The organism is Veillonella sp. (assembly GCF_032470285.1).
In the GTDB taxonomy this organism is placed as follows: domain Bacteria; phylum Bacillota; class Negativicutes; order Veillonellales; family Veillonellaceae; genus Veillonella.
The window spans coordinates 31,605-57,730 of the sequence record NZ_JAWEKP010000003.1 but is presented as its reverse complement, the minus strand read 5'-3'; the positions used below and the strand labels follow the sequence as shown (position 1 = coordinate 57,730).

Annotated in this window: 23 protein-coding genes and 1 pseudogene; 16 read left to right on the top strand and 8 right to left on the bottom strand. The window is 39.0% G+C overall.

All coding sequences use genetic code 11. The features are described from left to right. Positions 1-605 precede the first annotated feature (605 nt). Positions 606-1,204, top strand: a pseudogene (locus E7B10_RS09570) (hypothetical protein). Positions 1,205-1,374: 170 nt separating this feature from the next. Here E7B10_RS09570 and E7B10_RS04445 read toward each other — a convergent pair. Further along, the gene (locus E7B10_RS04445) at positions 1,375-1,959 is read right to left on the bottom strand and encodes an acetate uptake transporter (protein WP_008714193.1); all 585 of its coding nucleotides are present in this window, start codon (positions 1,957-1,959) and stop codon (positions 1,375-1,377) included. 640 nt (positions 1,960-2,599) lie between these two features. Between E7B10_RS04445 and E7B10_RS04440 the strand changes: the two genes are divergently transcribed. Further along, positions 2,600-4,867 carry a YadA-like family protein gene (locus E7B10_RS04440; RefSeq protein WP_024062656.1) on the top strand — a complete coding sequence of 756 codons (2,268 nt, stop codon included), beginning with the start codon at positions 2,600-2,602 and terminating at the stop codon, positions 4,865-4,867. A 154-nt stretch (positions 4,868-5,021) separates the two neighbouring features. On the opposite strand, the gene E7B10_RS04435 is transcribed toward E7B10_RS04440, so the two are convergent. Both E7B10_RS04435 and E7B10_RS04430 read right to left on the bottom strand, forming a co-directional pair. Next, entirely contained in the window at positions 5,022-5,633 is a 612-nt protein-coding gene (locus E7B10_RS04435) for an acetate uptake transporter (protein ID WP_008714190.1), read from the bottom strand. 445 nt (positions 5,634-6,078) lie between these two features. Continuing rightward, positions 6,079-6,738, bottom strand: coding sequence for an HAD family hydrolase (locus E7B10_RS04430; protein ID WP_008714188.1), 660 nt, complete (start codon positions 6,736-6,738; stop codon positions 6,079-6,081). A 139-nt stretch (positions 6,739-6,877) separates the two neighbouring features. Between E7B10_RS04430 and E7B10_RS04425 the strand changes: the two genes are divergently transcribed. Beyond that, entirely contained in the window at positions 6,878-7,717 is an 840-nt protein-coding gene (locus tag E7B10_RS04425; protein WP_287511147.1) for a hypothetical protein, read from the top strand. A 170-nt stretch (positions 7,718-7,887) separates the two neighbouring features. On the opposite strand, the gene E7B10_RS04420 is transcribed toward E7B10_RS04425, so the two are convergent. Together E7B10_RS04420 and E7B10_RS04415 are read right to left on the bottom strand one after the other, a co-directional pair. After that, positions 7,888-9,195, bottom strand: a complete 1,308-nt coding sequence (locus tag E7B10_RS04420; RefSeq protein ID WP_287507635.1) for an APC family permease — start codon at positions 9,193-9,195, stop codon at positions 7,888-7,890. A 15-nt stretch (positions 9,196-9,210) separates the two neighbouring features. Then, a complete protein-coding gene (locus E7B10_RS04415; protein WP_287507637.1) occupies positions 9,211-9,951 on the bottom strand; it encodes a gamma-glutamyl-gamma-aminobutyrate hydrolase family protein in 741 nt (246 codons plus the stop codon). A 221-nt stretch (positions 9,952-10,172) separates the two neighbouring features. Here E7B10_RS04415 and E7B10_RS04410 point away from each other — a divergent pair, with 221 nt between their 5' ends. After that, positions 10,173-11,216: an AEC family transporter gene (locus E7B10_RS04410; RefSeq protein WP_287507639.1), complete on the top strand. Its 1,044-nt coding sequence runs from the start codon at positions 10,173-10,175 to the stop codon at positions 11,214-11,216. 97 nt (positions 11,217-11,313) lie between these two features. Here the strand turns inward: E7B10_RS04410 and E7B10_RS04405 are convergent, their stop codons facing one another. From E7B10_RS04405 to E7B10_RS04395, 3 genes are all read right to left on the bottom strand, one after another. Further along, on the bottom strand, positions 11,314-12,870 hold the full coding sequence (locus tag E7B10_RS04405; protein ID WP_021148291.1) for a polysaccharide biosynthesis protein: 1,557 nt from the start codon (positions 12,868-12,870) through the stop codon (positions 11,314-11,316). A gap of 3 nt (positions 12,871-12,873) precedes the next feature. Then, positions 12,874-13,803 carry a class II fructose-1,6-bisphosphate aldolase gene (fba, locus tag E7B10_RS04400; RefSeq protein ID WP_004696283.1) on the bottom strand — a complete coding sequence of 310 codons (930 nt, stop codon included), beginning with the start codon at positions 13,801-13,803 and terminating at the stop codon, positions 12,874-12,876. A 248-nt stretch (positions 13,804-14,051) separates the two neighbouring features. After that, positions 14,052-15,017, bottom strand: coding sequence for an RluA family pseudouridine synthase (locus tag E7B10_RS04395; RefSeq protein WP_287507642.1), 966 nt, complete (start codon positions 15,015-15,017; stop codon positions 14,052-14,054). A gap of 226 nt (positions 15,018-15,243) precedes the next feature. Here E7B10_RS04395 and E7B10_RS04390 point away from each other — a divergent pair, with 226 nt between their 5' ends. The 12 genes from E7B10_RS04390 to E7B10_RS04335 all read left to right on the top strand — a co-directional run bounded on the left by E7B10_RS04390 (position 15,244) and on the right by E7B10_RS04335 (position 26,115). Next, on the top strand, positions 15,244-16,839 hold the full coding sequence (locus E7B10_RS04390; protein WP_187002547.1) for a WG repeat-containing protein: 1,596 nt from the start codon (positions 15,244-15,246) through the stop codon (positions 16,837-16,839). Between the two features lie 407 nt (positions 16,840-17,246). Further along, the gene (locus tag E7B10_RS04385) at positions 17,247-17,741 is read left to right on the top strand and encodes a YajQ family cyclic di-GMP-binding protein (protein WP_004696277.1); all 495 of its coding nucleotides are present in this window, start codon (positions 17,247-17,249) and stop codon (positions 17,739-17,741) included. A 70-nt stretch (positions 17,742-17,811) separates the two neighbouring features. After that, on the top strand, positions 17,812-18,930 hold the full coding sequence (gene cbiD, locus E7B10_RS04380; protein ID WP_287507644.1) for a cobalt-precorrin-5B (C(1))-methyltransferase CbiD: 1,119 nt from the start codon (positions 17,812-17,814) through the stop codon (positions 18,928-18,930). After that, on the top strand, positions 18,906-19,532 hold the full coding sequence (cbiE, locus tag E7B10_RS04375) for a precorrin-6y C5,15-methyltransferase (decarboxylating) subunit CbiE (RefSeq protein ID WP_008714169.1): 627 nt from the start codon (positions 18,906-18,908) through the stop codon (positions 19,530-19,532). Before cbiD ends, cbiE begins: the two co-directional genes overlap by 25 nt. After that, entirely contained in the window at positions 19,529-20,116 is a 588-nt protein-coding gene (cbiT, locus tag E7B10_RS04370) for a precorrin-6Y C5,15-methyltransferase (decarboxylating) subunit CbiT (protein WP_004697307.1), read from the top strand. Before cbiE ends, cbiT begins: the two co-directional genes overlap by 4 nt. Position 20,117: 1 nt before the next feature. Continuing rightward, entirely contained in the window at positions 20,118-20,879 is a 762-nt protein-coding gene (gene cobM, locus E7B10_RS04365) for a precorrin-4 C(11)-methyltransferase (protein WP_004696269.1), read from the top strand. Between the two features lie 4 nt (positions 20,880-20,883). Next, positions 20,884-22,029: a cobalt-precorrin 5A hydrolase gene (locus E7B10_RS04360; RefSeq protein ID WP_004696267.1), complete on the top strand. Its 1,146-nt coding sequence runs from the start codon at positions 20,884-20,886 to the stop codon at positions 22,027-22,029. Between the two features lie 29 nt (positions 22,030-22,058). Next, a complete protein-coding gene (cobJ, locus tag E7B10_RS04355) occupies positions 22,059-22,748 on the top strand; it encodes a precorrin-3B C(17)-methyltransferase (protein ID WP_004696265.1) in 690 nt (229 codons plus the stop codon). Beyond that, a complete protein-coding gene (gene cobK, locus E7B10_RS04350; RefSeq protein WP_287511151.1) occupies positions 22,745-23,533 on the top strand; it encodes a precorrin-6A reductase in 789 nt (262 codons plus the stop codon). The genes cobJ and cobK overlap by 4 nt, the downstream gene beginning before the upstream one ends. Further along, a complete protein-coding gene (locus E7B10_RS04345; protein WP_004696261.1) occupies positions 23,520-24,185 on the top strand; it encodes a precorrin-8X methylmutase in 666 nt (221 codons plus the stop codon). Before cobK ends, E7B10_RS04345 begins: the two co-directional genes overlap by 14 nt. Before the next feature lie 152 nt (positions 24,186-24,337). Then, positions 24,338-25,333, top strand: coding sequence for an iron ABC transporter permease (locus tag E7B10_RS04340; RefSeq protein ID WP_004696259.1), 996 nt, complete (start codon positions 24,338-24,340; stop codon positions 25,331-25,333). Continuing rightward, positions 25,333-26,115, top strand: coding sequence for an ABC transporter ATP-binding protein (locus E7B10_RS04335; protein WP_004696257.1), 783 nt, complete (start codon positions 25,333-25,335; stop codon positions 26,113-26,115). The genes E7B10_RS04340 and E7B10_RS04335 overlap by 1 nt, the downstream gene beginning before the upstream one ends. Positions 26,116-26,126 lie beyond the last annotated feature (11 nt).

Below are 26,126 nucleotides of genomic sequence, written 5' to 3'. Positions count from 1 at the left end.
GAGATACTCAAATATAGATAAAGAAGCCTTTGTTACGAGAAGTCAATAAAAAAGACCATCTGAACAAAAGCTTGCCCAGACGGTCGGCTATCACACGATGTGTGTGCTACTGTGCATGTAGTCAATTCTACGCATCCGTCAGCCCAGTAGGAATATATCATAAATATAGCAATTGATAATATGTTTTGTCGGTGATCTAAGTCACTATCGTATGCACTATGAAGATTTATAATTGAAACAAGGAAAAAAATCCTTGGATTTCTTTCCTTGTTTAGATATGATATAATTTATATCAAAGTGAGGCATAAATGGTTTGGACGCCAGCTCTCGCTTCTCGAAAATGTATTTGAAGAAACGGGCTGACTTCACAGTCGGGCCTTTTTTCATGCGTTCACACACCGCCAATCCTCGAGTTGATTAGCAAAGGCTGGACATATTTAGAGGCCTCAAGTTCAATATAGTGGTGTTAATAATTAAAGTAAATAGATAAGAGGTTCCTAATAGTCACTTAGGTGACCAATAGGAACCTCTTTCGTTTTGTAATCGTTTTCATAAAATATGTTAAAATACAGTTAATACTACTGTTCAATAGGGGGGACGTATTTATGAAACATTGTATTACATTACTAAGTCTTGGGTTATGTTTAGTGTCACCATTGCTTTCACAAGCTAGCGATATAAAGCCTCTGATACATGTTACGAATGTACATAATGGCCAATATGATGAGGCATTAGATGCTATTACAGACACAAAGATTTATGGCCCTTATCAATTTCGAGTATTAAAGGATGCTATTGAAACGCAGGGCGAAACAAAGGACATTAATGGTAGGGTGTTTAGAACCTCTGATGGGGTATTTATGCATGTAAAGGCTAGATCCGTTGATAATGGCAGTACATCCTTAGATAAAGAGGTTAAGAAAATTATTAAAGATAGAACGATTCCAGAACCTACAGTTAAGATGGTATTATACCTGTTAAGCATGATGTAATAGAGGTCAACAATGATGGCGTGCGTAGTTTATTTATGGAATTTATGTATGGGTGGCCATTAGAGTATCGAACGGATATGGTATTAGTTACAGATTATGGAGATACTAGATACTACTATAATTTACAGTTTTATCGACATAAGTTACCTAAAGGTATTCGTATTGAACAGTTGCGCCAAATGATTATGGATGCGCAGTTCAGTCATAAATAAGCTATAATCCTTCAGATCCCAATATTTGTTCAGCCTATTATATTCAGTGGGCCTACAATATTTAGCTAAATAGGTATAGTAAAAGCAAATAGTAAAGAGGTTCCCAATAGTCAACTAGTGACCATTGGAAACCTCTTTTATTGTGTTTGTATTATATAGTTATAAAACTATTACAAAATACTTTTACCCATAGGGAATATAGTTTTACCGAATACTTTGTTTACAAGTACCGCACCGGAACCGTAGAAGCCCAAGAGGGAGATGAATAATTCAGACCATGCTGTAAGAGCGAAGAAGCCTGTGCGACCACCTAAAAATAAGTCTGTTGAAAGTCCGAAGAATAGGAAGCAGATAAGAACCATGATAGTAAATACAACTTTGTTTGTTTTCAAAGATGCGATTGTACCAAAGATGGAGAAAATCAAAAAGCCTAAAAATGCGAATGCTAATTGTGTTACATCAAAACCTTTTTGTAGTTCTGCACCAAAGGCGCCCATTTGAATGAGCCATACACCTGCCATAGTGGACCAGAATAAGCCGTATGCACCGAATACAACGGAACCGAAAGCATTGTTCTTCTTGAAATCAAAATAACTTGCAATTATTTGGCCCAAAGAACCTAATAAAACTGCCCAAGGGATAAAAACGGATGTTGTTGGGCCAGACCAGCCTACGCGGGACGTGGATACCACAAAACATACAACAGCGAGACCAAGTAGACCAAGACCAGTAGGATCCGCTACATTTTCACTCATTTCAACTTTTCTTACTTCCTTTCCATTTGTTTCTCATTTCTCCGTCAACTAACTACAACTACACAGTCAAATCTTCACATGATTACAACTATTGTTATCTCCTATTAAATACTGTGTGTACTGAATTGACAGATAACCATTGTGAAAGTACTGCCTCATAAATGTAACATATATCACAGTTTTAGGGCAATAGAGTGAGTCATAGATGTATGCCTAAAACGCATATAAAGAAATACGTTAAAAACATATAAAAAGCGAAGAAATAATGAGGAATAAGATTTTAACCTTATATATTTCTACGCTTTTATCAGAATTAGTATTTAATGTATATAAATTTGTTATAGATTAAGGAGTACAATGCTATCTAGGATATTATTTAACTCTTGTCGATGTATTTGGTGCATAGGACCTAGGTATTTCCTAATTGAGTTCAATTATGAAATTATATTCACATAATCATTTATTAGAATTAGTGATAAATGATGTGTTGATATATGATGTACGTTGAGAAAATCAAAAGGCTTAGCGCATAATTTTTAACATTTTGACAAGCCCTATGTAATAGGCGTACCCTTTAATTAGAAACATTTGTTATTATGTGATGTATTTTTTGTGTTGTTATGTAAAAGGGGCGTAGAACATGGAAAAGAAAATGGGGCAACAGCCAAGCAGGTATAAAGCTCTCTTGACTGCTGTTTTAGTAACAAGTACGTGCGGTTGTTTATGGGGTAGTCCTGTTTATGGCGAAACTCCTGTTACTGATGGTAATGGTAATGAGTATTTAGCTAGTGATAATACCAATATTACCGGTAAAAAGAATACGGTAACTAGTGGTAAAAATGCTACTATCGTAGGGGATAATAACACAATCAGTAAAACCTTTCCAAACGAGAAGGGGAAACCAGTTAACTCCATGGGCAGTGAAGATGTGCGAATTGTAGGTTCAAACAATACCGTTCAAGGTAGTCGTAGACAGCATGTTATTGGTGACAATAACACATTAATTGCTCGTGATAAGGGAACTGTTACGGATTATAAGCATAAAACAGGGCGGGAGTCGAATACGTCTGATTTGACAATCGGTAGAGGCAATTTCCTTCGTGGTAATGATACCTATCGAAATGAATGGGATTCATTGACCGTTATTGGGAACAATAACAAAGCTGAATATAGTGTAGAGTCTGCTGGCGGTCCTGCTGCAGGTATTGTTATCGGGGACAATCAAAATCTTGATACCATAAGAGATTCTGTTGTTATAGGCAGTATGTCTCCGGCGGAACAGGCCGAAAAATCAGAAAGTGATCCGAGGGATAAAAAATATACAGTCGGTAGAAGTAGTACTATCATTGGATATCACTCAGCCAATTCTTCAGGAGGCAGTGTAGTCATTGGTAATCACTCAAAGGCAAATAGTATTTTCCAAACCCTAACCGGTCATGGTTCCGTTATAGAGGGCGGAACGGAAATGAGTCGTTCATCGGGAGCATTTTCGTCATCCTATGGTAGTTTTAATAGTATTGAAAGTACTTCAACTGAAAATGATGAAGCCGATAGTATCGGTAATACGATAACCGGTAGTTTGAATAGAGCCTCTGGATCAACAGGAACCATGATTGTAGGTTCCGGGAATGAAGTAACAAATTCTAAGGCCTCTGTGATACCTCTTCCTGAATTAGGGACTACTTTGGGGAACTTTTATCTTGAAAGCGCTGAAATAGCCGGTATGGATAAGATAAATGGAAATCATGAAGGAACCGTAGAGGCTGGTCGTAAAAACATGAAGGCCTATATGGCGGGTCATGCCGGAGCCGTATCTATTTTAGGCAATAGTAATAGCGTTGATTATACGATGCGTTCCCAAATATCGGGTACTAATAATGCGTTAAAAGGCCAAGAAGGGCACATGAATGTTTATAATAACATGAGTGGATATGGCAATGAAGGTAGTAACATTAGCCGAACTACAATAGTTGGGACAGGTAATAGTCTAAAAAATGGCGAAGACAATGTGGTTATCGGTGATTTTCATAAGCTTGATGGTGGCAAACATAATGTCGTACTAGGCTCTATGGCTTCAGAGGAAAAAGAAGTAACAAAGACCCTTAAAAATTCTTGGGATGGTAGTGAAACTAAATATACGGTTAAGGAAATAGTTCCTACGAGACGCAATACGGCTAATATTGAAAATGCTGTTATGCTCGGATATAATACGGATGTTAAAAATAATGGTGGTGTAGCGTTAGGTAGTGATTCAGTAGCCTCTAGAGATAAAGGGATTGCTGGCTATGATCCTTCTAGAAATGCTACCTCTACAGAAGGTTCCCCAACTTGGAAGTCCACAGCAGCAGCCCTTTCGGTAGGAGATTCAACAGGGAATACGGTTTTGACACGCCAAATTACGAATGTTGCAGCCGGTAGTGAAGATACAGATGCGGTCAATGTAGCTCAATTAAAACGGATTGCCACAGAATCTGCATCTACTATGGAACACCGATTCAGTCAAGTGGATACTCATATTAATCAGGTGGATAGTCGAGTTAAGCGTGTAGGGGCAGGCGCGGCAGCACTAGCTGCACTACATCCACAGGAGTTTGATCCATATGATAAATGGAATATTGCTGCCGGGTATGGCAATTATCGTGGCGCTAATGCCATGGCGCTTGGTATTTTCTATCGCCCTAATAGTAAAGCTTTATTCTCTGTTGGCGGAAGCTTCGGTGGAGGCGAAGATCTCCTTAATCTAGGTGTTAGTTTGAAATTTGGCAAAGGTAATCCTTATGCGGAGTATTCCAAGGCAGGGCTTATTAAGGTTATTAACGACCAAGATGAAAAGCTTAAACAACAAGACGAAAAAATCAATACCATGCAAGAACAAATTAATAAAATGATGGCTAAATTAGATCTTTAATATAGCTTTCTGTATTTATACACAGCCGACTATGTTACAATAATGTAATGTGGTTGGCTGTTGTATTATGCGAGGTAACTTATGACTGAAATTCAACTTGTGACCATCAGGAACCTCTTTTGTCGTGCAAGTAATTTATATAGTTATAAAACTATTACAAAATACTTTTACCCATAGGAAATACAGTTTTGCCAAATACTTTATTAACTAATACAGCACCGGAACCGTAGAAGCCCAATAGGGAGATGAATAGTTCAGACCATGCTACAAGAGCAAAGAATCCTGTGCGACCACCCAAGAATAGATCTGTTGAAAGACCAAAGAATAGGAAACAGATTAGTAGCATAATAGCGAATACAACTTTATTTGTTTTCAAAGATGCAATAGTACCAAAGATAGAGAAGATTAAAAAGCCCACAAAAGCGAATGCTAATTGTGTTACATCGAAACCTTTTTGAATTTCAGGACCGAAGGCACCCATTTGAATCAACCAAATACCAGTCATAGCGGACCAGAATAAACCGTATGCACCGAATACAACGGAGCCGAAAGCATTGTTCCTCTTGAAATCAAAATAACTTGCCATTAATTGGGCCAAAGAACCTAATAAAACTGCCCAAGGGATAAAAACGGATGTTGTTGGGCCAGACCAGCCTACGCGGGACGTGGATACCACAAAACATACTACAGCGAGACCAAGTAGACCAAGACCAGTAGGATCTGCTACATTTTCGCTCATTTCAACTTTTCTTACTTCATTTTCCATTTGTTCCTCATTTCTCTGTCAACTAACTACAACCATACAGTAAAATATTCACATGATATTGTGCGGTTATCTTCTGTTCAATACACTAGCTATTGAATTGACGGCGTATCTATGTGAAAGCACTGCCCTACAAATGTAACATACATCACATTTTTAAGACAATAGATCTGGTATAGGAGCTATGCGTAAAATATATAATGTGAAAAATGAAATAAAATTGAGTAAATAAAAGAAAAACCGTACAAAATGAGAAGTTTAAAATTTTAACTCCTATTTTTGTACGATTTTAATTTATAAATCTCTTATGTATATGAACTCTTATGTATATGAATTTGCTATAGATTATTGATAAGAATTTAGAATATATCAATGACTATACTCAATATATGAGTAGTGCCTTGAATATGACTAATCTTATTATAAATTCTATGAAACGGTGTATATATTATTTATTTAAGGTTTCAATAATGCTTAGAATATCATCTGCTTTTCGGGCAATATGTGTTACGCCTAGTTCTTGGTGGAGGGATTCTTCTCTAAAGCCCCATGTAACACCGATACAGAGTAGACCAGAGTTTTTCGCAGTAGCTACGTCAACTTCAGAGTCACCTACATAAATAGATTCTTCTGGTGTAGACCTTAGTTCTTTTAACGCTTGAAGTACCATGTCTGGTGCTGGTTTACGTTGTAAGCCAGGTCTTTCACCAATGGCAACAGGTAAGCGGTCGCCAAAGTACTCTTTATTGAGTGGTGTTACACCTTCTTGGATTTTGTTGGATACGATAGCTAATTTATAGCCCTTTTCACGTAATACATCTAGCATATCTAGGATGTCTGGGTAGGGCGCTGTTGTGTCTTTTAAATGCTTACCATAGTAAGCTTTGAATTCCTCAATGTATGGCTCTAATTCATGATCAGCTACTGTACTTGGGAGACACTGACGCATTAAATATGTTACTGCATTACCGAGTGCTGCTTTTATCTCTGCTAGAGATTTTTCCGGGAAGTTATGTGTACGTAGAACATGATTTACGGCGTTAGCTAAATCTGTAGCCGTATTGAGCAATGTGCCGTCGCAGTCAAAAACGATAGTCGTATATTTCATAGGAGCCTCCGATATTAAATCAATATGTACTTTTTAAGTATATGATAAATATGTAGAAAATCAAGAGAATAGACCTATTAGTTACTATAATTGTGTTACAATAATAAGGAGTATAAGTACAGTGTATAGGAGGCGTAGTATGACTGAAATACAAGCTCTTTTATTGATAAAATCTATTCTTGAGTCCGCAGATATTCATGGTATTGAAAACATTTTGGCTAAGGATTGTGAATACATGTCCACAGGTCGAGGTATTATCGGTCGTAATCGAAATGAAACGATTGAGTTTTTGTCCTCTATGGCTGAGTCTATTAAGGCTGATAATGTGCCTGTTACGTGCAAGGTCATGCATATTACCGATGTGTATGAGGAGGATGCGCTATTTCACGAGGGTCGTCATGGTTTAACCGTTTCTTATGAAAGTGACGATAACTATGTGTACATGATTTTTGTAGACGTAAATGATGAAGGCCTTGTAGATCGTATCGTTTCAAGCCAAGAAAATTATAGTATTGAGTATGATGATCTTCGTTTTGGCACTGATGAAAGCGAATATGCTTTTATTTCTGCACCAACCACTGTGAAAGACTGGATTACAGTCCTTAGTATGTGGTTAGAAACGGCAAATGTAGATATTGATGATTTCTATCAATATATCGATGAAGACACGCGCGTTGTATTCCAAAAAGGTGATGCTGAATCCATTACCCTTGAAAGCGGTCTTGATGTAGAGGATTACTTTGATCAATTAATGAATCAACACTTTGATGCGGTGCCTCATATCATTCGAGATGAAGAGGATGGATTAATCTTAACCTACGGCCCTATGAGTGCCATTGCTACCCTCAATGAAGAGGGAGCATTAGCTCTTATCAGTATCTATATCGACACCCGTGATGAAGATGAAGCGACTGAAGAGGTTGGTTATATCGAAGAGGACTTAACGAAGGAAACTATTATTGAAGAGGATCTATATTAGTCGATACTACTCATTTGATATATCTAATCTAATTAGGATTAATAGATAAAACTTAGGATTAATAGATAAAACAAAAACTACCAATTAAACATATATCTTTTAAACAGACCTTCTACTAAGGAAGGATAAGCCACTAGATATTATGAATAACTGGTAGTTTTTTGTATTATTTACATTTCGTCATGGCCTTTAATGAGACCAGCTTTTTTCTTTTTCCAGTAGGAGTAGTAGAATGGCAAGATTACGATACAGCCGCCTAGCCCCCATAATAATTGATTTGTTTGTGCTTGTGCCAACATCCAAAGGGATGTGCCGATAGCAATGACAGGAATTAAGTAGCCACCAGGAATTGTGTAGGAGCGAGCTTTATCAGCCCATTTGCGGCGGAAGATAATGACAGCTAAACACGTTGGTAGATATTGTGTAAAACGAGATACCGCGCTGATTGCTGCTAGTGTTGTAAAGGAACCGGACCAGGCAAGTAAAACACTAGCAATGGCAGTAACGATAGCTGCTACATATGGTGCATTGTAACGATTACGTTTTGCCAAAGCACTTGGTAACATACCATCCTCTGCCATGGATGTTGCCACACGAGGAGCATAGTAAGCTTCGGCAAAGTTGATACCACCCATAGAGATCAATGTACCTATTAATACGATATACATACCAATAGGTCCAACGATCACATTGAATGCATCTTGTACTGGAGCCTTGGTATTTGCTAAGTCAGTACCGAGTACACCAATAGATACGGCGAGGATTGCCATATACAGAACGGATACGAGAAGCATACACATGATAATAGCACGTGGTAAATTCTTTTTTGGATTTTTCATATCTTCTGCAGCAATGGCAATAACTTCAAATCCTGTATACGCAAAGAATAGAAGTACTGCTGCTTGTGCAAATGATCCATCTACATAGGTATCTTGTGGGAATACAGGCGTAAAGTTAGCACCATTAATAAAGAAGATACCAATTGCAATGAATAGGGTAAGCGGAACTAACTTAGAGATAGTAATTAAGTTATTAACGAATTTTGATACATTAACACCAAATATATTTACAACCGTAAGACCTACAATTAAGATAAATGAAATGACATCCTTTGCAAAATCACCACTTAAAGCTGGTACTGCAGCACCTAATGCTGTAGCAAAGCCAACGGCCATAGCCGCCCATGCAATAACGGTTACGATCCATTTTAGAACACCTACTTCAAAGGCCCAGAAATCACCTAATGCATGTTTTGCATATAGATAAGGACCTCCATTACGTGTAAATAGGCTGGCTGCCTCTGCAAAGCAAAGGGCGATACAACCTGCGATAATGGCGTCAAATAATAGGACGCCTAAGCTAGCGGAACCAATTATAGAATATGCTTTGTTTGGTAGTAGGAAAATACCTGTTCCTACAATACCATTGATGCCTAGGAGTACAATACTCCAAAAGCCAAATTTTCCTGTTTCTTTCATGATACAATCTTCCTACTATTTAGTTATATTTTCTCGAACTGCTTTTACGAATGCAGTAAATAAACGCTTGGCATTATCGTCATTTGTAGACATCATTTCTGGGTGGAACTGACAGGCTACTAACCAAGGATAAGATGGATCCTCTAAACCCTCTACAGTACCATCCTTAGCTCTTGCTACAACTTGTAATCCTCTACCGACATTTTTAACTGTTTGGTGATGATGGGAGTTCGTAATCCAAGTATTGCAACCTATAGCACTAGCTAGTTTTGATTTGGAATCAATTTCTACAGTATGGGTGCCAAGAGAAGGTGTTTGATTCTGAGAGTGTTTTATTGTACAGTTTTGATCATATTTTAAATCTTGGAATAAAGAGCCGCCACGATATACATTTAAGATTTGTAAACCACGACAGATACAAAAGATGGGAATTTGTTTTTCTTCTGCTGCTTTGATTAAAGCAAAATCGAATTGATCGCGCTCCGGAAATACATCACCAAGACCTTGCAAAGGTTCTTCTCCATAGTGAAGAGGGTATACATCATGACCGCCGGATAATAGCAAGCCGTCAAGCCTTGCTACCGTTTCGCGAGCTACATCAAGATTTTCGGTAAATGGAATTATAATAGGAATGCCACCAGTCTCCTCAATAGAACGAGGATAATCTTGGTTTACGTAAGAACGTAATAAATCTACGTAAGGTCCACCATTATCTCGTAAGATATTGCCAGATATGCCAATGAATGGTTTCGTCATAATATCACCTCATATGTGTAAAAATCTGTACAACCTGATGTTAGTGTATCAGATTTTTATGGATAAAAACACTACTAATAGATATAATTATAAGACTTATAATAGAGAAAATATGTTAAAGTTGATACATTTTACTATATTTTCTTTCCAGATATAGTTGTATCTGTTTATTGCGAAACATGGTATGATAGACTACGAATGAACTGTGCGGGAGGTTTACTATGGTTTTTCTAACATCCTTACAAAGTATCATACCTATTGTACTACTTATTTTGTTAGGATATATATTAAAAGGGCGGGGCATGTTTAACCCCACTTTTAGCGGTAACTTATCGCGATTTATCATGTCGGTTGCATTACCAGCGGGAGTATTTGTATCTGTATTGCATCACTTACATACTTCAGATATTTGGAATTTACGATATGGCATGTTAGTGGTTGTCCTAACATATGTTATCGCATATATCGTAGCGTTTATCATGATGAAAATGTTGAAAGTTCCTAAAGGACGACGTGGTATTTTTATCAATATGGTAGTAAATGATAACTGCTTGTTTATTGGGTTACCAGTGCAAATTGCACTCTTTGGTCAAGATGCGCTGCCGTATTTTCTGTTATATTACATCGGTAACACTATTTCCGTATGGATGGTGGGGGTATTCCTTATAGAACTAGATCCACTGCCAAATTCTGAAGTAAATTTTAATAATGGCTCCAATAAGATTGATAGTATAAATAATAGTTCAGAATCTACTGAAGGTAAAAGCAAGAAACCTAAATTTGATTGGAAGAAGTTATTACCACCACCTTTGATAGGTTTTTTTGTGGCATTAATCTTCTTGTTCTTTGAAATTCCTTTACTTCCAATTTTGCATACTACCTTGAATTACTTAGGCGATATGGTAACCCCATTGTCGTTAATCTATATTGGTATTGTGCTTCATGATGCGGGCTTAAAAAGCATGCGTTTAAATAAAGACTCCATCGGTGGGATTGTAGGACGATTTGTTATTTCCCCGATTATCATGTTCTGTTTGATTATGGTTTTACAATATGGAGCAGGCATAGTTCTAGAACCAATTGCAATCATTACCTTTGTTGTACAATCAGCAGGACCTGTTATTGCAGTATTGCCAATTGTAGCTAATGAATCAAAAGCTGATTTGCCATTTGCTACAGGTCTAGTCATGATTAGTACCATCCTATTTGTTGTAGTAATTCCAATCATAATGGAAATTTTAACAATGATAGGTATACAGGCTTAAAATAAGGAGAAGATTAAAATAAGTAAATAAAAAAATAGGTTCCTAATGGTCATATAGGTGACTATTAGGAACCTATTTTTATGTAAGTATATACAGCTTATCTAAAGAATCTACCCACTAGAGGCATGCTAGCACCATCGTTTTTATTGAGGCCTTTTAAAAGGACCATGATAATTACGTACAGTAGCAATCCTTCAATACCAGTGAGTATAAAGTTGGCCCACATTGGTAGGATGTCTATTAAGTAATGGTAACTCATGAAAATAAGTATACCCATGACACCGGCACTGACCACGTTTTTCCAAAGAAGGGAAATATCAAGGAAGTAGCCTGTGTATTTTTTGATATAAATTAAGTTGAGTAATGCGGCAAAGCCAATATCAGCAACGGTTGCCCAGGCGGCACCGCCGATGCCCAGCCAAGGAATAGCAGTCAGTGTCCAGTTAAGGATAACCTTGATTATGAGGGAAATCCCCATATTTATGACTGGAATACGTGGCCTGTTGAGCCCTTGTAAGATACCTGTTGTTACTTGATGTACACCTAGGAAGAATATAGAGAACGCCGTGATTTGCGTTGCTAGTTCTGCCTTAGGCGCATTGTAAATCAGTGTAACAGTGGGGGCAGCAAGTACATATAATAGCACTGTAAATGGTACGGTTGCCATAAATGTTAGTCGCATAGAGCCTGCAGTGCGATCATAGATACCTTGATGATCGCGTTTTGCAAAGGCATGAGAGATAGCTGGTACAATGCTTGTCGCAAGGGCTGCGGTAATGATGGTAGCCAAGTTGATGAGTGGCACCGCCATCCCAGTAAGGTAACCGAAGAGCTCTGTTACTTCGTTCATCGGGAACCCCGCATCTAATAAGCGACGTGGTACGATAAGTAAATCGAGATTCGCCGTCAACGGTAACATGATACTTGCTAAGGAAATTGGTATGGACAATGTTAAGAGTCGTGACAAAATTTCTTTAGCTGATTCACGAGGACCATCATAGCTTTCACCAGTACTACTAGCCTTAGGTAATTTGTAGTAATAATACAATAGCACCAGGAAGGCCCCAAAAGCACCTACACCTGCACCCAAGCTAGCGCCACCTGCCGCGGCCGGTAAGCCGTAAGGTAATAAAATAGCAGCAGCACCGAGCATAACGATAACTCGTAGTAATTGTTCTACAATTTGGCTAATCGCCGTGGGCGTCATCATTTCATAGCCTTGAATATACCCGCGGAAACAGGAAATCCATGTTACAAAGAATACTGCCGGAGCGAGCGCGATGATAGAGTAGTAGGCACGGCTTTCAGCAATGAGACCACTAGAGATTAACCAATCTGCACCAAAGTACATGGCAAGACTGGCGATAAAACCTGTTATAGTCAACATTGTAAAAGAAATATTGAATACTCTCTTAGCACCACCAAAGTCGTGTAAGGCTAATCGTTCTGCCGTCAAAATAGAGATGGCAATCGGCACACCTGCGCTCGAAATTTGTAATAGTAACAAATAGATAGGAAAGGCCATCTGATAGATACCGATGCCTTCACCACCTAAGATGCGAGATAGAAGAATCCAGTTGATACTACCGATGGCTTTCACTACGAAACCGGCAATTGTTAAAATTAAGGTTCCTTTTAAAAATCCACTAGCCATTGATTATAGTTTGTTAGAAGAACCTAATACATTTTTGATTTTGTGAGCTACCATGCCTTTAATAGCATCACGAGCAGGTCCTAAATATTTACGTGGGTCAAACTCAGATGGGTTTTGAGCCAAGTATTCGCGTACAGATGCAGTCATAGCAAGGCGAAGGTCTGTATCAATATTGATTTTGCAAACCGCCATTTGAGCTGCTTTGCGAAGCATTTCTTCAGGTACGCCTTGTGCACCAGGGATGTTGCCACCAAATTCATTACATTTTGCTACGAATTCAGGCAATACGGAGGATGCCCCATGCAATACGATTGGGAAGTTAGGCAATAATTCGCCAACTTTTTTCAAACGATCAAAATCGAGGTAAGGGTTGCCTTTGAATTTGTATGCACCGTGGCTAGTACCAATAGCGATTGCTAAGGAGTCTACACCTGTGAGATGGACAAACTCAGCAGCTTGTTCAGGATCAGTGAAGCGAGCATCTGCATCAGATACGTTTACATCATCTTCAACGCCTGCTAAACGGCCCAATTCTGCTTCTACTACAACGCCGTGAGCGTGAGCATATTCAACAACTTGTTTTGTGATTTTTACATTTTCATCGAAATCATGATGAGATGCATCAATCATAACAGATGTAAAACCACCATCTACACAGTCTTTACAAATTTCGAAGGAATCGCCGTGGTCAAGGTGAAGAGCGATTGGTAGATTGCTGTCTTCAAGAGCGGCTTCCACAAGTTTTACAAGGTAAATATGTTTAGCATATTTACGTGCGCCTGCAGATACTTGCAAGATAAGAGGAGATTGTTCCTCTTTTGCTGCATCTACAATACCTTGTACGATTTCCATGTTGTTTACATTGAAAGCGCCAACAGCATAGCCGCCTTCATAGGCTTTTTTGAACATTTCTGTAGTAGTAACTAATGGCATGTTGTCCTCCTTGGCCATAGGGCCTGTTATATCATGTTATTAATACCGTGACTGCTAATATTTCTAGCTTGTAAGAACTAGATGAATTTCTGTTATTGCAATCATATATCAATTCAAGTTAAGTATATCAAGAAACACTATAAAGGGCCAATATTTTTTGTATAACTTATGCATAAATTTCGTCTTATTTTGTGACCCATATGGGTTATTTCTGTGTGTTAGCATTTATTTAGTGGTGTTATATCAGATCAATCATTCAGCAATACATTCATATCCTCTGGCATCTCTGCATGCAGTTCGAGCCATTCATTTGTTATGGGATGGTAAAAGCTTATGCGCGATGCATGCAGTGCTTGGCGTTGAATAGATTCTAGATGACCACCGTATAAGTCATCACCAGCTAGTGGATACCCTAGTTGAGATAAATGAACTCGAATCTGATGAGTGCGCCCTGTGTGTAATAAGCATTGCACATGAGTAAAGTGATTATAAGCTATTATAGAGTTGTCAGCTGGACATATATTACTATTATTAATCATATCATCAGAGTTGTTTTTACTATAGTTAATTTTACTTATATTTTTACTAACTACTGTTATATCCGTGCGAGCCGGCTTTCCTTGGTCTGTACAACAACGTTCAATGATACTGCCTGGTTTACGACCTATAGGCCAGTTAATGCTTATAGGCACAGAAGGGAGATGTCCTTCTACAATGGCGTCGTAGCTTTTGTAAAAATGGGTGTGTTTTTTATCAAAAGCATGTTGTACTACGGATGTCTTAGCAATGATGACAATACCAGAGGTATCCTTATCTAATCGATGTACGGGATGAAAATCATAATGCTGATGTGTTTCTTGGTAGTAATAAAGTACACCATTTGCTAGCGTATGATCTCGTATGGTAGAAGTAGGGTGCATAAGAATACCAGCCGCCTTATTAATGACTAAAATATATTCGTCCTCATATATGATATCTAGTTCCATAGGGCTTAAACTAAACTCTTGCTCTGGTGTTAACTTCATAATGAGATGATCACCACCATGAACGAGCGTATTCCAGGTAGCAGGTTTACCATTAACTGTTATGATACCATCACTTCGTAAACGTCGTCTCATGCGATGGGAGATATGCTGTTGTTTTATAATATGATTTATAGATTGTGTGTGTACATCAAAATCTACAATTAAGTCGATTATTGTTGCTGTTTTCATACGTATTATTATAACAAATAAAATAAAAATGAAGAATTTTTCATAGTTCGTTGTTTTTATGAAGGTCCATATAGTATAATTTGAATTATTAAATTTTATACATTATTTATGTGTGAACTTTTTTTACTGTAAAACTGTGTGTTTAGTTATAACAGTATATTTTATGAACTATATATGTATGTTAACGACTGTATGGTTATAGCTTATTCTATAAAAGGAGAGGTTTATGAATATTAACAAGAAATCTGTATTAGTCGCATGTGTGTTAGCGGCTATGTCTACAACAACTTTTGCGGCATCTACTACAACATCTACTAGTAGCACAACGGTAACAAACCACGATACACCAACATCTACTAGTACACGTGTAACTCGTGAGGAACATACAACGACTACATCAACTTCTACTGTTCGTACAGAGAGCTCTAGCTCCTCTAAAAGCACAAAAGCTAGCGTAGGAGTTATGACTCCTCAAAAAATTGAAGAGCGTAGTGCACTTTCTGGCTATATCGCAGCTGATGTGGCGAGCGCATTAAACCCTTATCGCAATGCTCCTAAATCTTTAAAATCTGGTAAAGGCACTACTTTCAAAAATGACGAAGTCCTTGAACATGGTGTATTAGCAGCTATGAAACAAGGTGGTAAATGGGGTGTTATCCGTCCAGATGGTACCGTTGCTATTGAGCCTAAATATAAAGAAATTAAAGATGTTGATTATAAAACGGGCAATGTGTTAGCTCAAGTAGATAAGAAAACAGACACTTGGGTTACTCCTAAAGGTGTAGAAATCTCTGAAGAGGAAGCTTTAAAAGAACGTGTAAAACAAGAAGCAACTCAAGAGTATGCAAGTGATTCTTATGTAGAGTTTAAAGAAAAAGGCAAATATGGTTTTAAAACTACTGATGATAAAGTAGTGATTGCTCCACAATTCCGTCAAATCGTGACTGGATTTAGCGAAGACCGTGCTTTTGTTAAAAATGCTAAAGGTAAAATCGTAGCTATTGATGGTACTGGTAAAGAATTATTTAATGCTCCATCTAAAGAGGTATATAGATACCGTAATGGTCTTGCTGAATACCGTCGCTCTGTGAGTGGCTTTAATTTAGGTGGCCTTGTAGGCGGCTTCATCGTGGGCGGTATCCTTGGAGGTGCGCTTTTAGGTGGTCAACATTATCACGTAGGTGGTTTTGCCTATGATGGTGCAAAACGTGGCTATATTGATCGTTCTGGTAATATTGTAATCGACAGCAAAAAAGATAAAGTATGGCCTATCACAGCTTATGGTACGGTAATTAAAGATGCTGGTAACTTATACTTTGTGAACCGTAAAGGTGAAGTTGTTATTCAACCAGGCGATTACGATGCAGGTGAAATGGATAAATTAAATGGTCTATTAGCGTTAAGAGACAATAAGACTGAGAAATGGGGCATTTTCGATGTATCAACAGGTAAGCAAGTAGTAACCTTCAAATATGATTCTATTTCTTTTGCAGGGACTGATCGTTTAGTAGTTGTGAAAGATCATGTTAAAAACCTTATCGATATGAATAGTGGTAAATCTTTGTATTCTGCTCAAACAGAAGCAACTATTGAACCGTTCAACAACGATACTGTAACATGGGTTCATACTGGTAAAGAGGGCTATACAATCATAGATAATAATGGTCATATTTTATTTAAAGATACAAACAAAATTATTGAAGACGCTAAGTCCTTTAACCATGGTTTCAGTTCTGTTAAGTCTAAAGGCAAATGGGGAATTATGAACTCCAAAGGCGAATGGCTTGTACAACCTACATATGATGCGGTAAACGTTTTATAATATAATTGGTTGTAGAATTCCTTTGAATTTGTATTGTCTTTAGTTTTGGCTTAATTAGTATTTTAGTTATAGTTCTTAGCTATAAACTAAATACAACGTAATATCGTTATACAGAAACTAGCAATGTACATATATTATGTATGTTGCTAGTTTTTTTATTATTTGTCTTGTGTATTGCATAACCGTATTAGAGAACTTTCACTATACTTATAAAAACCTTATTAATACATAGCTAACAATTATAATTAAGAAAATCGATTTACCTAGAAAATAAGCGTATTTTAAGGTATAATTATAGAGATGTATTCCGATTTGGTGTAGTTTTACACTTTCATTTGGAATATGAGGATGATGAAAGTAATGCTATGAACCTTATGCCCAACAGGTTCAGGTGTAGGAGGTATAAAATGGCTAAAGATTGTTCCTTTGATGTTGTGTCTGAAGTGGATATGCAGGAAGTGGATAATGCGGTAAACCAAGCGAAAAAAGAGATTGGTACGCGCTATGATTTCCGTGGCTCTAAAGCAGAAATTAGTCTTGAAGGCGACACTATCAAAATCATCGGTGATGATGAATATAAATTGAATGCCATTATCGATGTTTTAAAAGGCAAGATGGTTAAACGTAACGTAGCAATTAAAAATCTTGACTACGGTAAAGTTGAACCAGCAGCAGGTGCAACAGTTCGCCAAATCATTACTATTAAAAAAGGCATTACTAAAGAAAATGCTAAAGAAGTAGTAAAAGCAATTAAAAACATGAAAATTAAGGTACAAGCATCTATCCAAGAGGATCAAGTGCGCGTATCTGGTAAGGATAAAGATGATTTGCAAGCAGTAATCCAAATGCTAAAACAATTGGATATCCCTGTAGAATTGCAATTCGTTAACTTCCGTTCTTAATACTATATGTCCATAGGATAGGTTAGTTAGACTCGTTTGAGTTTCTAATACTATCAGTGTAGGAGGCCTTATGAAAGTGGAGGACATGAAGGGTGGATATACCACAGGTTCATGTGCTACGGCAGGTATGAAAGCTGGTTTATTGGCCCTCTTAGATAAGAATATTGTGGACCAAGTGGTTATTGAAAATCCTCAAGGGCAGTATATTGAGGTGCCTATTAAAGCGGTAGAGGTTATATCCGATACAGAGGCGAAGGTGACCGTCATGAAAGACGGCGGTGACGATCCTGATGTAACTCATGGCAATGATGTGGAAACGACAGTGACCCTTGATAATACTGGTGAACTGCGATTCCGAGCCGGCTTTGGTGTAGGTACCGTAACGAAACCAGGCCTTGCTATGCCACCAGGAGAACCGGCTATCAATCCAGGGCCTCGGGCAATGATGAAGCTAGTTTTTGAAGAACATTGTGTCCATGGTCAAGGTGTAACGGTAACCGTTAGTGTTCCTAATGGTAAGGTATTAGCTAAGAAAACCTTGAATCATACGCTTGGTATCGAAGGTGGCATTTCCATTATTGGTACTACAGGTATTGTTAAGCCTATGAGTGAAGAAGGGTTTAAGAACTCGTTAGTGCCACAGTTGAAAGTTATGAAGGCTAACGGATGTGAAACAGCTGTTCTCGTACCGGGGCGTATCGGTCAAGATCTTGCAGAGCAAGTATTAGGTATTCATAAGAACCAAATGGCAGAAACGAGTAATTTTATCGGATTTATGCTTGAAAAGGCTGTACAGATTGGATTCAAGCGAATCTTAATCATCGGTCATATCGGTAAATTAATCAAACTAGCTAGCGGTAGCTTCCATACTCATAATCGCATGAGTGATGGACGTATGGAAAGTATCGTGGCCTATGCTGCCTTAGAAGGAGCATCCCAAGAGGTGTGTGAAGAGTTATTTAATTGCCAAACTACAGAGTCTACATTCCCTATCTTGGAGCGAGAAGGATTGACTGGTGTGTACCAACGTGTTGTAGATCGTGCCTCTCTACGTAGTGAGCGCTATATTGCTAACGAAGCAGAGGTGGGCATCATCATTACGACCTTAAAGGGCGAAATCTTGGCAATGGATAAGCATGCAAAAGAGATAGGAGAACTTGAACATTGGCACATACCTTGTATATCGTAGGCATTGGTCCGGGTAATCCTGATTATGTGGTGCCTAGAGGCCTTAATTTAATTAAACATGCTACAGTATTGGTAGGCAGTGAACGGTCCTTAGAGGACTTTCAAGAGCCTGGACAAATTACATATCCTGTAACGGGTAAACTTAGTTTATTAGCCGAACAAATTGAGCAGGAGCTCAAGAGCCATGACGTGGTGGTCATGGTTAGTGGTGATACAGGCTACTATAGCTTGTTGCCCTATTTAAAGAAGAAATTTACTGCTAATCCTATTGAGGTGGTACCAGGTATTAGTTCTATGACCTTTGCCTTTGCCCGACTCAATGAGGTATGGCATGATGCGGATTTAATGAGCTTTCACGGTCGCCAACCGGCACCAGAGAAACTCGTATATGAAGTAGGTAAAAAGATGGGATTCTTAACTGACCCAGAATATAATCCAGCGCATATTGCGCGTATTTTAATAGATGCAGGTTGGCCAAAAGAAACGAGAGCGGCAGCCCTTGAGCGCTTGAGTTATGATGATGAAAAAATCGTAGACTCTACGCTAGAGGTGTTAACTGAGCTTGAAGGCTTTGGTCATTCTGTAATGGTGGTACTAGGATGAGACATTTTTTCGGAATTCCTGATGAGGAGTTTATCCGCGGCGATGTGCCGATGACGAAATGCGAAATTCGCAAAGCCGTTATGAATGAGGCACGCATCGAGGAGGATAGCATCGTTCTTGACGTAGGTGCTGGTACGGGCTCTATTTCTATTGAAGCAGCCTTGGCAGCTCCTAAAGGGCATGTATATGCAATTGAGCGCTTTGATAAAGGCATCGACCTTATCAATGAGAATATAAAGAAATTCAATGTAAATAATATGACCGTAATCAAATCCAAAGCTCCTGAAGGCATGGAAGAATTGCCTGAGCTTGATGCGGTTATCATCGGAGGTAGCGCTGGTGGTATGACAGGCATCATGGATGAAGCGCAACGTCTTTTAAAAGTAGGCGGCCGTCTAGTAGTAACTGCTGTAACGATGGAGACAGGTTATACAATCTTGAAAGAGTTGAAAGGTCGTCCTTTCACGTATGAAGGTTACCAAATGTCCATCAGCCGTTACCGCAAGGCTGGTCCCTATCATTTGTTAGACCCATTGAGTCCAATTTTCATTGTATCTGCAACGCGTATCGCAGAAGGAGAGTAATATGGTTGACGTACATATCGTAGGTGCAGGCCCTGGGGATCCTGAGTTAATTACTCGCAAAGGGTATCGTTTAGTGCAAGAGGCAGATGTTGTAATTTATGCGGGTTCCTTGGTAAACCCTGCCATTTTAGAGGCTTGTAAACCAGGCTGTGAAATTCATAACAGTGCTACGATGAACCTTGATGAGGTGTTGGCTGTTATGAAAGCTGCCGTTGAGGCTGGTAAACGTGTAGTTCGCCTTCACACAGGTGACCCTGCTATTTACGGTGCTATTCAAGAGCAAATGGATGCATTGGCGGGCATGGGCATTTCTTATGAAGTCGTGCCGGGCGTAAGCTCTTTCCTTGCTACAGCAGCGGCATTGAAACAAGAATATACATTGCCAAATGTATCTCAAACAGTAATTATTACGCGTATGGAAGGCCGTACACCAATGCCTCCAAAGGAAAAATTGCGCATGTTAGCATCCCACGAAGCGACAATGTGTATTTTCCTTAGTGTTCAAATGTTAGATAAGGTTGTAGCTGAACTTATCGAGGGCGGTTATGACAAAACGACTCCAGTGGCTATCGTGGTAAAAGCTTCTTGGCCAGACCAACGCATTATTCGTGGCACATTGGAAACCATTGCAGACATCGTAGCGAAAGAAGGCGTATTGCGCCAAGCTATGATTGTAGTAAGCCATGTATTAGATAGTGAATACGAATTGTCTAAACTCTATGACAAAGGCTTTGCTCACATGTACCGCAGTGCTAAGGACTAGTAATATGAAAAATCTAGAAACTGTTGTGCCTACGACGGAAGCTAAGAAGAATAGAACGGCTATTCTTTCTGTTTCTGAACGAGGAGCAAAGCTGGGTCAACGCATCAAGTCTTTGGTGGCACCTCATGCGGATTGCTTTGAAAAAGAAAACCGTCCCTCTGGTGGTGAGGCTATTTATTTTGATTCCCTTAAAAATCATATTGGACAGATTTTCAAGGATTACGATCAAGTATTATGCATTATGGCGCTTGGCATCGTAGTGCGCATGATTGCACCATATATTGAGCATAAATCCAAGGATCCTGCGGTAGTCGTAATGGACGAAGTGGGGCACCATGTAATCAGTTTATTATCTGGACACCTTGGGGGCGCCAACGAATGGACGCAGTCCATTTCGCTGGCCATCGATGCGGACCCTGTTATTACAACCGCAACGGATGTAAACGGATTGCCTGCGCCTGACGTGTTGGCGCGCCACGAGCATTTGTTGGTAGATGATTTTCAAACCTTAATCAATGTGAACTCTGCCATCGTTGGGGGAGAGTGTATTGATTATTATATCGATGAAAGCTTACCGAATGCAGCACATTTAGAGCAAGCTGCGAAAGCTCATATTGGCGAACATGGATCGGTTCATGTTGTTTCTATGGAGCAACTTGGTGAAACACCATGTAAAAATGAAAGTGCTGAAGAGGATTCTTCTCGCGTAGTCATTACGGACAAAGTAATTACCGAATATGTTCATCAATTGATTTTGCGCCCTCGTACGTATACGATGGGTATTGGTTGTCGTCGAGGCACACCAAAGGAATTGATCCTTGACGCCATTCAACAATCGCTAGCAGTACATAAGCTTTCACCAAAGAGCCTCGTAACGGCTGCATCGGTCATCGTAAAACAAGATGAAGTAGGCCTTTTAGAGGCTATGCAAATTATGGGGTGGCCTATCGTGTTCTATACGCAGGACGATATGGCACCACTCATTGAAGAAGAAAAATTAGAAGAATCAAATTTTGTAAAAGGAACTATAGGAGTAGGAAACGTATGCGAGACAACGGCATTACTAGCGGCCAAGAGCCGAACACTAATACAGCACAAAACAATTTATCCCAAAACAACGGTAGCCATTGCACAGGTAACATCAAAGTAATCGGCATTGGCCCTGGCGATGAAGAGTTCATGACACCTCAAGCACGCGAAGCTATTTTGGCAGCTGACCGTGTTGTAGGTTATTTAACTTATCTTGACTTGATTAAAGACCTAATTGAAGGTAAAGAGACTGTAGGAACTGCCATGATGCAAGAAGTGGATCGTTGCCAACAAGCTGTTGATTTAGCAGTAGAAGGTCATCAAGTCGTAGTTGTGTCTTCTGGTGACTCTGGCGTATATGGTATGGCAGGTCTTGTGTTGGAACTTGCTAATAAAGTACCAGCAGAAAAACGTCCTTCCGTAGATATCGTACCTGGCCTTAGCGCTGTAAACGTAGCAGCATCTGTTTTAGGCGCACCTTTGATGCATGACTTTGCGGTCATTTCTCTTAGTGACTTGATGACTCCATGGGATTTAATTAAAAAACGTGCTGACCTTTGTGCGCAAGGTGACATGGTTATCTCCTTGTACAACCCACGCAGTAAAAAACGTGTTACACACTTAGACGAAGTTCGTGAAATCGTTCTTAAATACCGCGATCCTAAAACACCTGTTGGGATCGTGCAAAAAGCAGGTCGCCCAGGGCAACACATGGTAATTTCTGACCTTGAGAATTTCACAAACGAAGAAGTGGATATGCAAACACTTGTTATTATCGGTAATAGCCAAACCTATGTTGAAAATGGTCGCATGATTACACCTCGAGGCTACAAATTATGATTTGGGTCATCGCTGGTACCTTAGATGGTCGTACCTTAGCGGTAGATATTCAAGAACGGACAGGTGAAGAGGTTCTCGTTACTGTTGTGAGTCAGTATGGGGCAGAACTTGCTGCCCATAAGGGAATTACCGTTCATACTGGCCGCCTTGACCAAGAGGCTATGCAAAATTTGATTAAGGAACACAACATACGCTTATTAATCGATGCGAGCCATCCGTATGCTGCTATTGTTACAGCTACGGCTCAAGATGCAGCAAAAGCTAAAGGTATTCCTTTTGTTCGCTTTGAACGTAAAGAGGTACCATTACCAGATTATGATAAATTACATATCGTAGTGGATGAGGTAGAGGCCGCAAATTTAGCTGGCAAATTGGCAAAGGAAAATAACAAACATGTGTATTTGACCACAGGTAGTAAGACAATGCACATCTTTGCTAAATCTGATGCTTTACAAGATTGTGAAGTATGGACACGTATTTTGCCGACTGCAGAGGTGTTACAAATGATGGAAGACCTCAACGTGAGTCCTAAGCGCATTGTTGCTGTTCAAGGTCCATTTTCTTATGATATGAACCGCATCATGTTCCACGATACACAGGCAAGCGTTGTAGCTATGAAAAACTCTGGCCTTGTAGGTGGTGCTGATACAAAATTACAAGCTGCTATGGATCTTGGTATCCATGTTATTGTTATCGATCGTCCGCGTGTTAAACTTGAAAGTCACGTGGTATCATCAAATGATGAATTCTTTAAATTATGGGAGGACACTAATGGATTACGTTAAAAATCCTAAAGCTATTGAAGATAAAAGCATGGAAATCATTTACGATTATGTAAAGGATTTAGGCTTAACAGATGATGAAGTGCGCGTAGTATCTCGTACAGTACATGCGTCTGGTGATGTCGAATATGCTCAACTCGTAAAAATGAGCCCTGATGCTGTTCAAAAAGGTATTGAAGCATTGGATAATGGTGCAGACATTTATACAGATGTAGAAATGGTTCGCACAGGTATTTCTAAGCCAGCTCTTAAAATTCGCGGTAATGAAGTGCACTGCTTAATTAAAGATGAAAACGTAGCTAAAATGGCTAAAGAGTTAGGTGTAACTCGCTCCATTGCAGCTATGCGTACCTTTGGCAAACAATTAGAAGGACAAATTGTTGCTATCGGCAATGCACCAACTGCATTGTATGAAGTATTGCGCCTTGCTCTTGAAGAAGGCATTAAACCAGCTCTTATCATTGGTATCCCTGTAGGCTTCGTAGGTGCTGCAGAATCTAAAGACTATTTGATGGAAGTATCCCCAGTTCCTTACATCACTGTAAAAGGCAACAAAGGCGGTAGCCCAATCGCTGCCTCCGTATGTAATGCATTACTTTACACAGACGTAAAACGTAATGACATGCTCTTTGTAGAAGGTAAAGAATCTAAATAATATAAAACCCGAATCGTGTTTTAGTAGTTTTGCGATTCGGGTTTTACTGTATATATTTTTCACAATAATTAGCTAAACATAAATTAGCTAAACACGATAATTATACTATAGTAAATTTCTTATAATATAGTTAATTTTGAGAGGGGGTTCATATGGCATCAAGTAATAAACGAAAATTATTTCGTGTATCAGTGATTTGTATCTTAATCATCGCCGTTATTATGAGCATGATTATATCTCTTATTTGGGGATCAACACCCGTATCATTAGCTGAGATTTGGCATACATTATGGTCTAGTGAACTAACTGATACATCTTCACAAATTATTTGGAATATTCGATTGCCTCGCAATATTGTAGCTGCGTTAGTGGGGGCTTGTCTAGCTGTATCTGGTGCAATTTTGCAAGCAGTTATGAAAAATCCCCTAGCAGATCCACAGATTGTAGGGGTATCCTCTGGTGCCGGATTAGCTGGTGTTATCATATTTATTTTATTTCCTGGGTATGATCATATAGTTCCTTTAGTGGCCTTTTTAGGTGCTATGGCTGCAGCACTCATGGTGTATGCATTAGCATGGAAAAATGGAGTGCGACCTAGTCGTATTATCTTAGCTGGTGTTGCGGTCGCAGCCTTTTTAGGATCAGGTATTTCAGCACTACTTGTATTCTTTGGTGATCGTGTACAAGGGGCATTGCTTTGGATGGTAGGAGGACTCGCTGCACGCAGTTGGCCTCAGGTAGAAGTGCTGTTTCCATATGCTATAGTTGGACTTATTTTTGCTTGTTTAGGAGCTAAACGACTTACCATTTTAAGTTTAGGTGACGAAACTGCAAAGGGACTAGGCCTTAAGGTAGAACAAACACGGTTTATTATGACTGCAGTGGCTGCTCTTTTAGCGGCTGGTGCTGTAAGTATAGCTGGGCTTATCGGATTTGTAGGTTTGGTTATTCCCCATATGTTACGTCTTATAATCGGTAACGACTATGCATATTTGCTGCCTGGATCCGCATTATTAGGCGCCTTAGTTCTTGTTGTCAGTGATACAATAGGACGTGTTATGTGGAGCCCTATAGAGGTACCAGTGGGTATTATTATGGCATTCTTTGGAGCTCCGTTCTTCTTGTATCTGTTGAGGAGGGATAACTAATGAATACCGCTATTGATGTAAAACAGTTATCCGTAACTCTTGGTAATCGTCATATTCTACATGACATTAATGTATCGGTCCCTATCGGTAAAATTACGACATTAATAGGGCCTAATGGTTGTGGTAAAAGTACGCTTTTACGATCTATGATCGGATATATCCATAGTCCTCATGAATGTATTACCATATTTGATAAACCGTTACAATCATATTCTCAAAATCATCTGGCACGGCAAATGGCATTTTTGCCACAAGTACCGAATATGCCAAAGGATATGACTGTAGAAGAATTGGTATATTGCGGACGGTATCCATACCAAACATGGTGGAAAAACACGGCTAAAGAAGATCGTGAAATCGTTGACTATGCGTTAGATATTACGAAAACGAATCATTTGAGAGAACAATTAATTCCATCCCTATCTGGTGGCGAACGGCAACGCGTTTGGATTGCTATGGCGCTAGCACAGCAACCAAAATTATTAGTATTAGATGAACCAACAACATATTTAGATATTAATCACCAGTTAGAAATTATGGAGTTATTGAAACGATTAAATAAGGAACAAGATTTAACCGTTCTCATGGTACTTCACGAACTTACACAGGCGGTTCAATATTCACATTATATGGCTGTTATAAAAGAAGGTCATTTAATAACGTCAGGAGAGACAAGTAAAATTATATCGGATGAGTTGTTTAGAGATGTATTCTCTGTAGATGTACAACTTGATACTTTTGATAATAAAAAATATGTGCGCGTAAAAGGACTAGTTGAGTAGTTTGATACTAA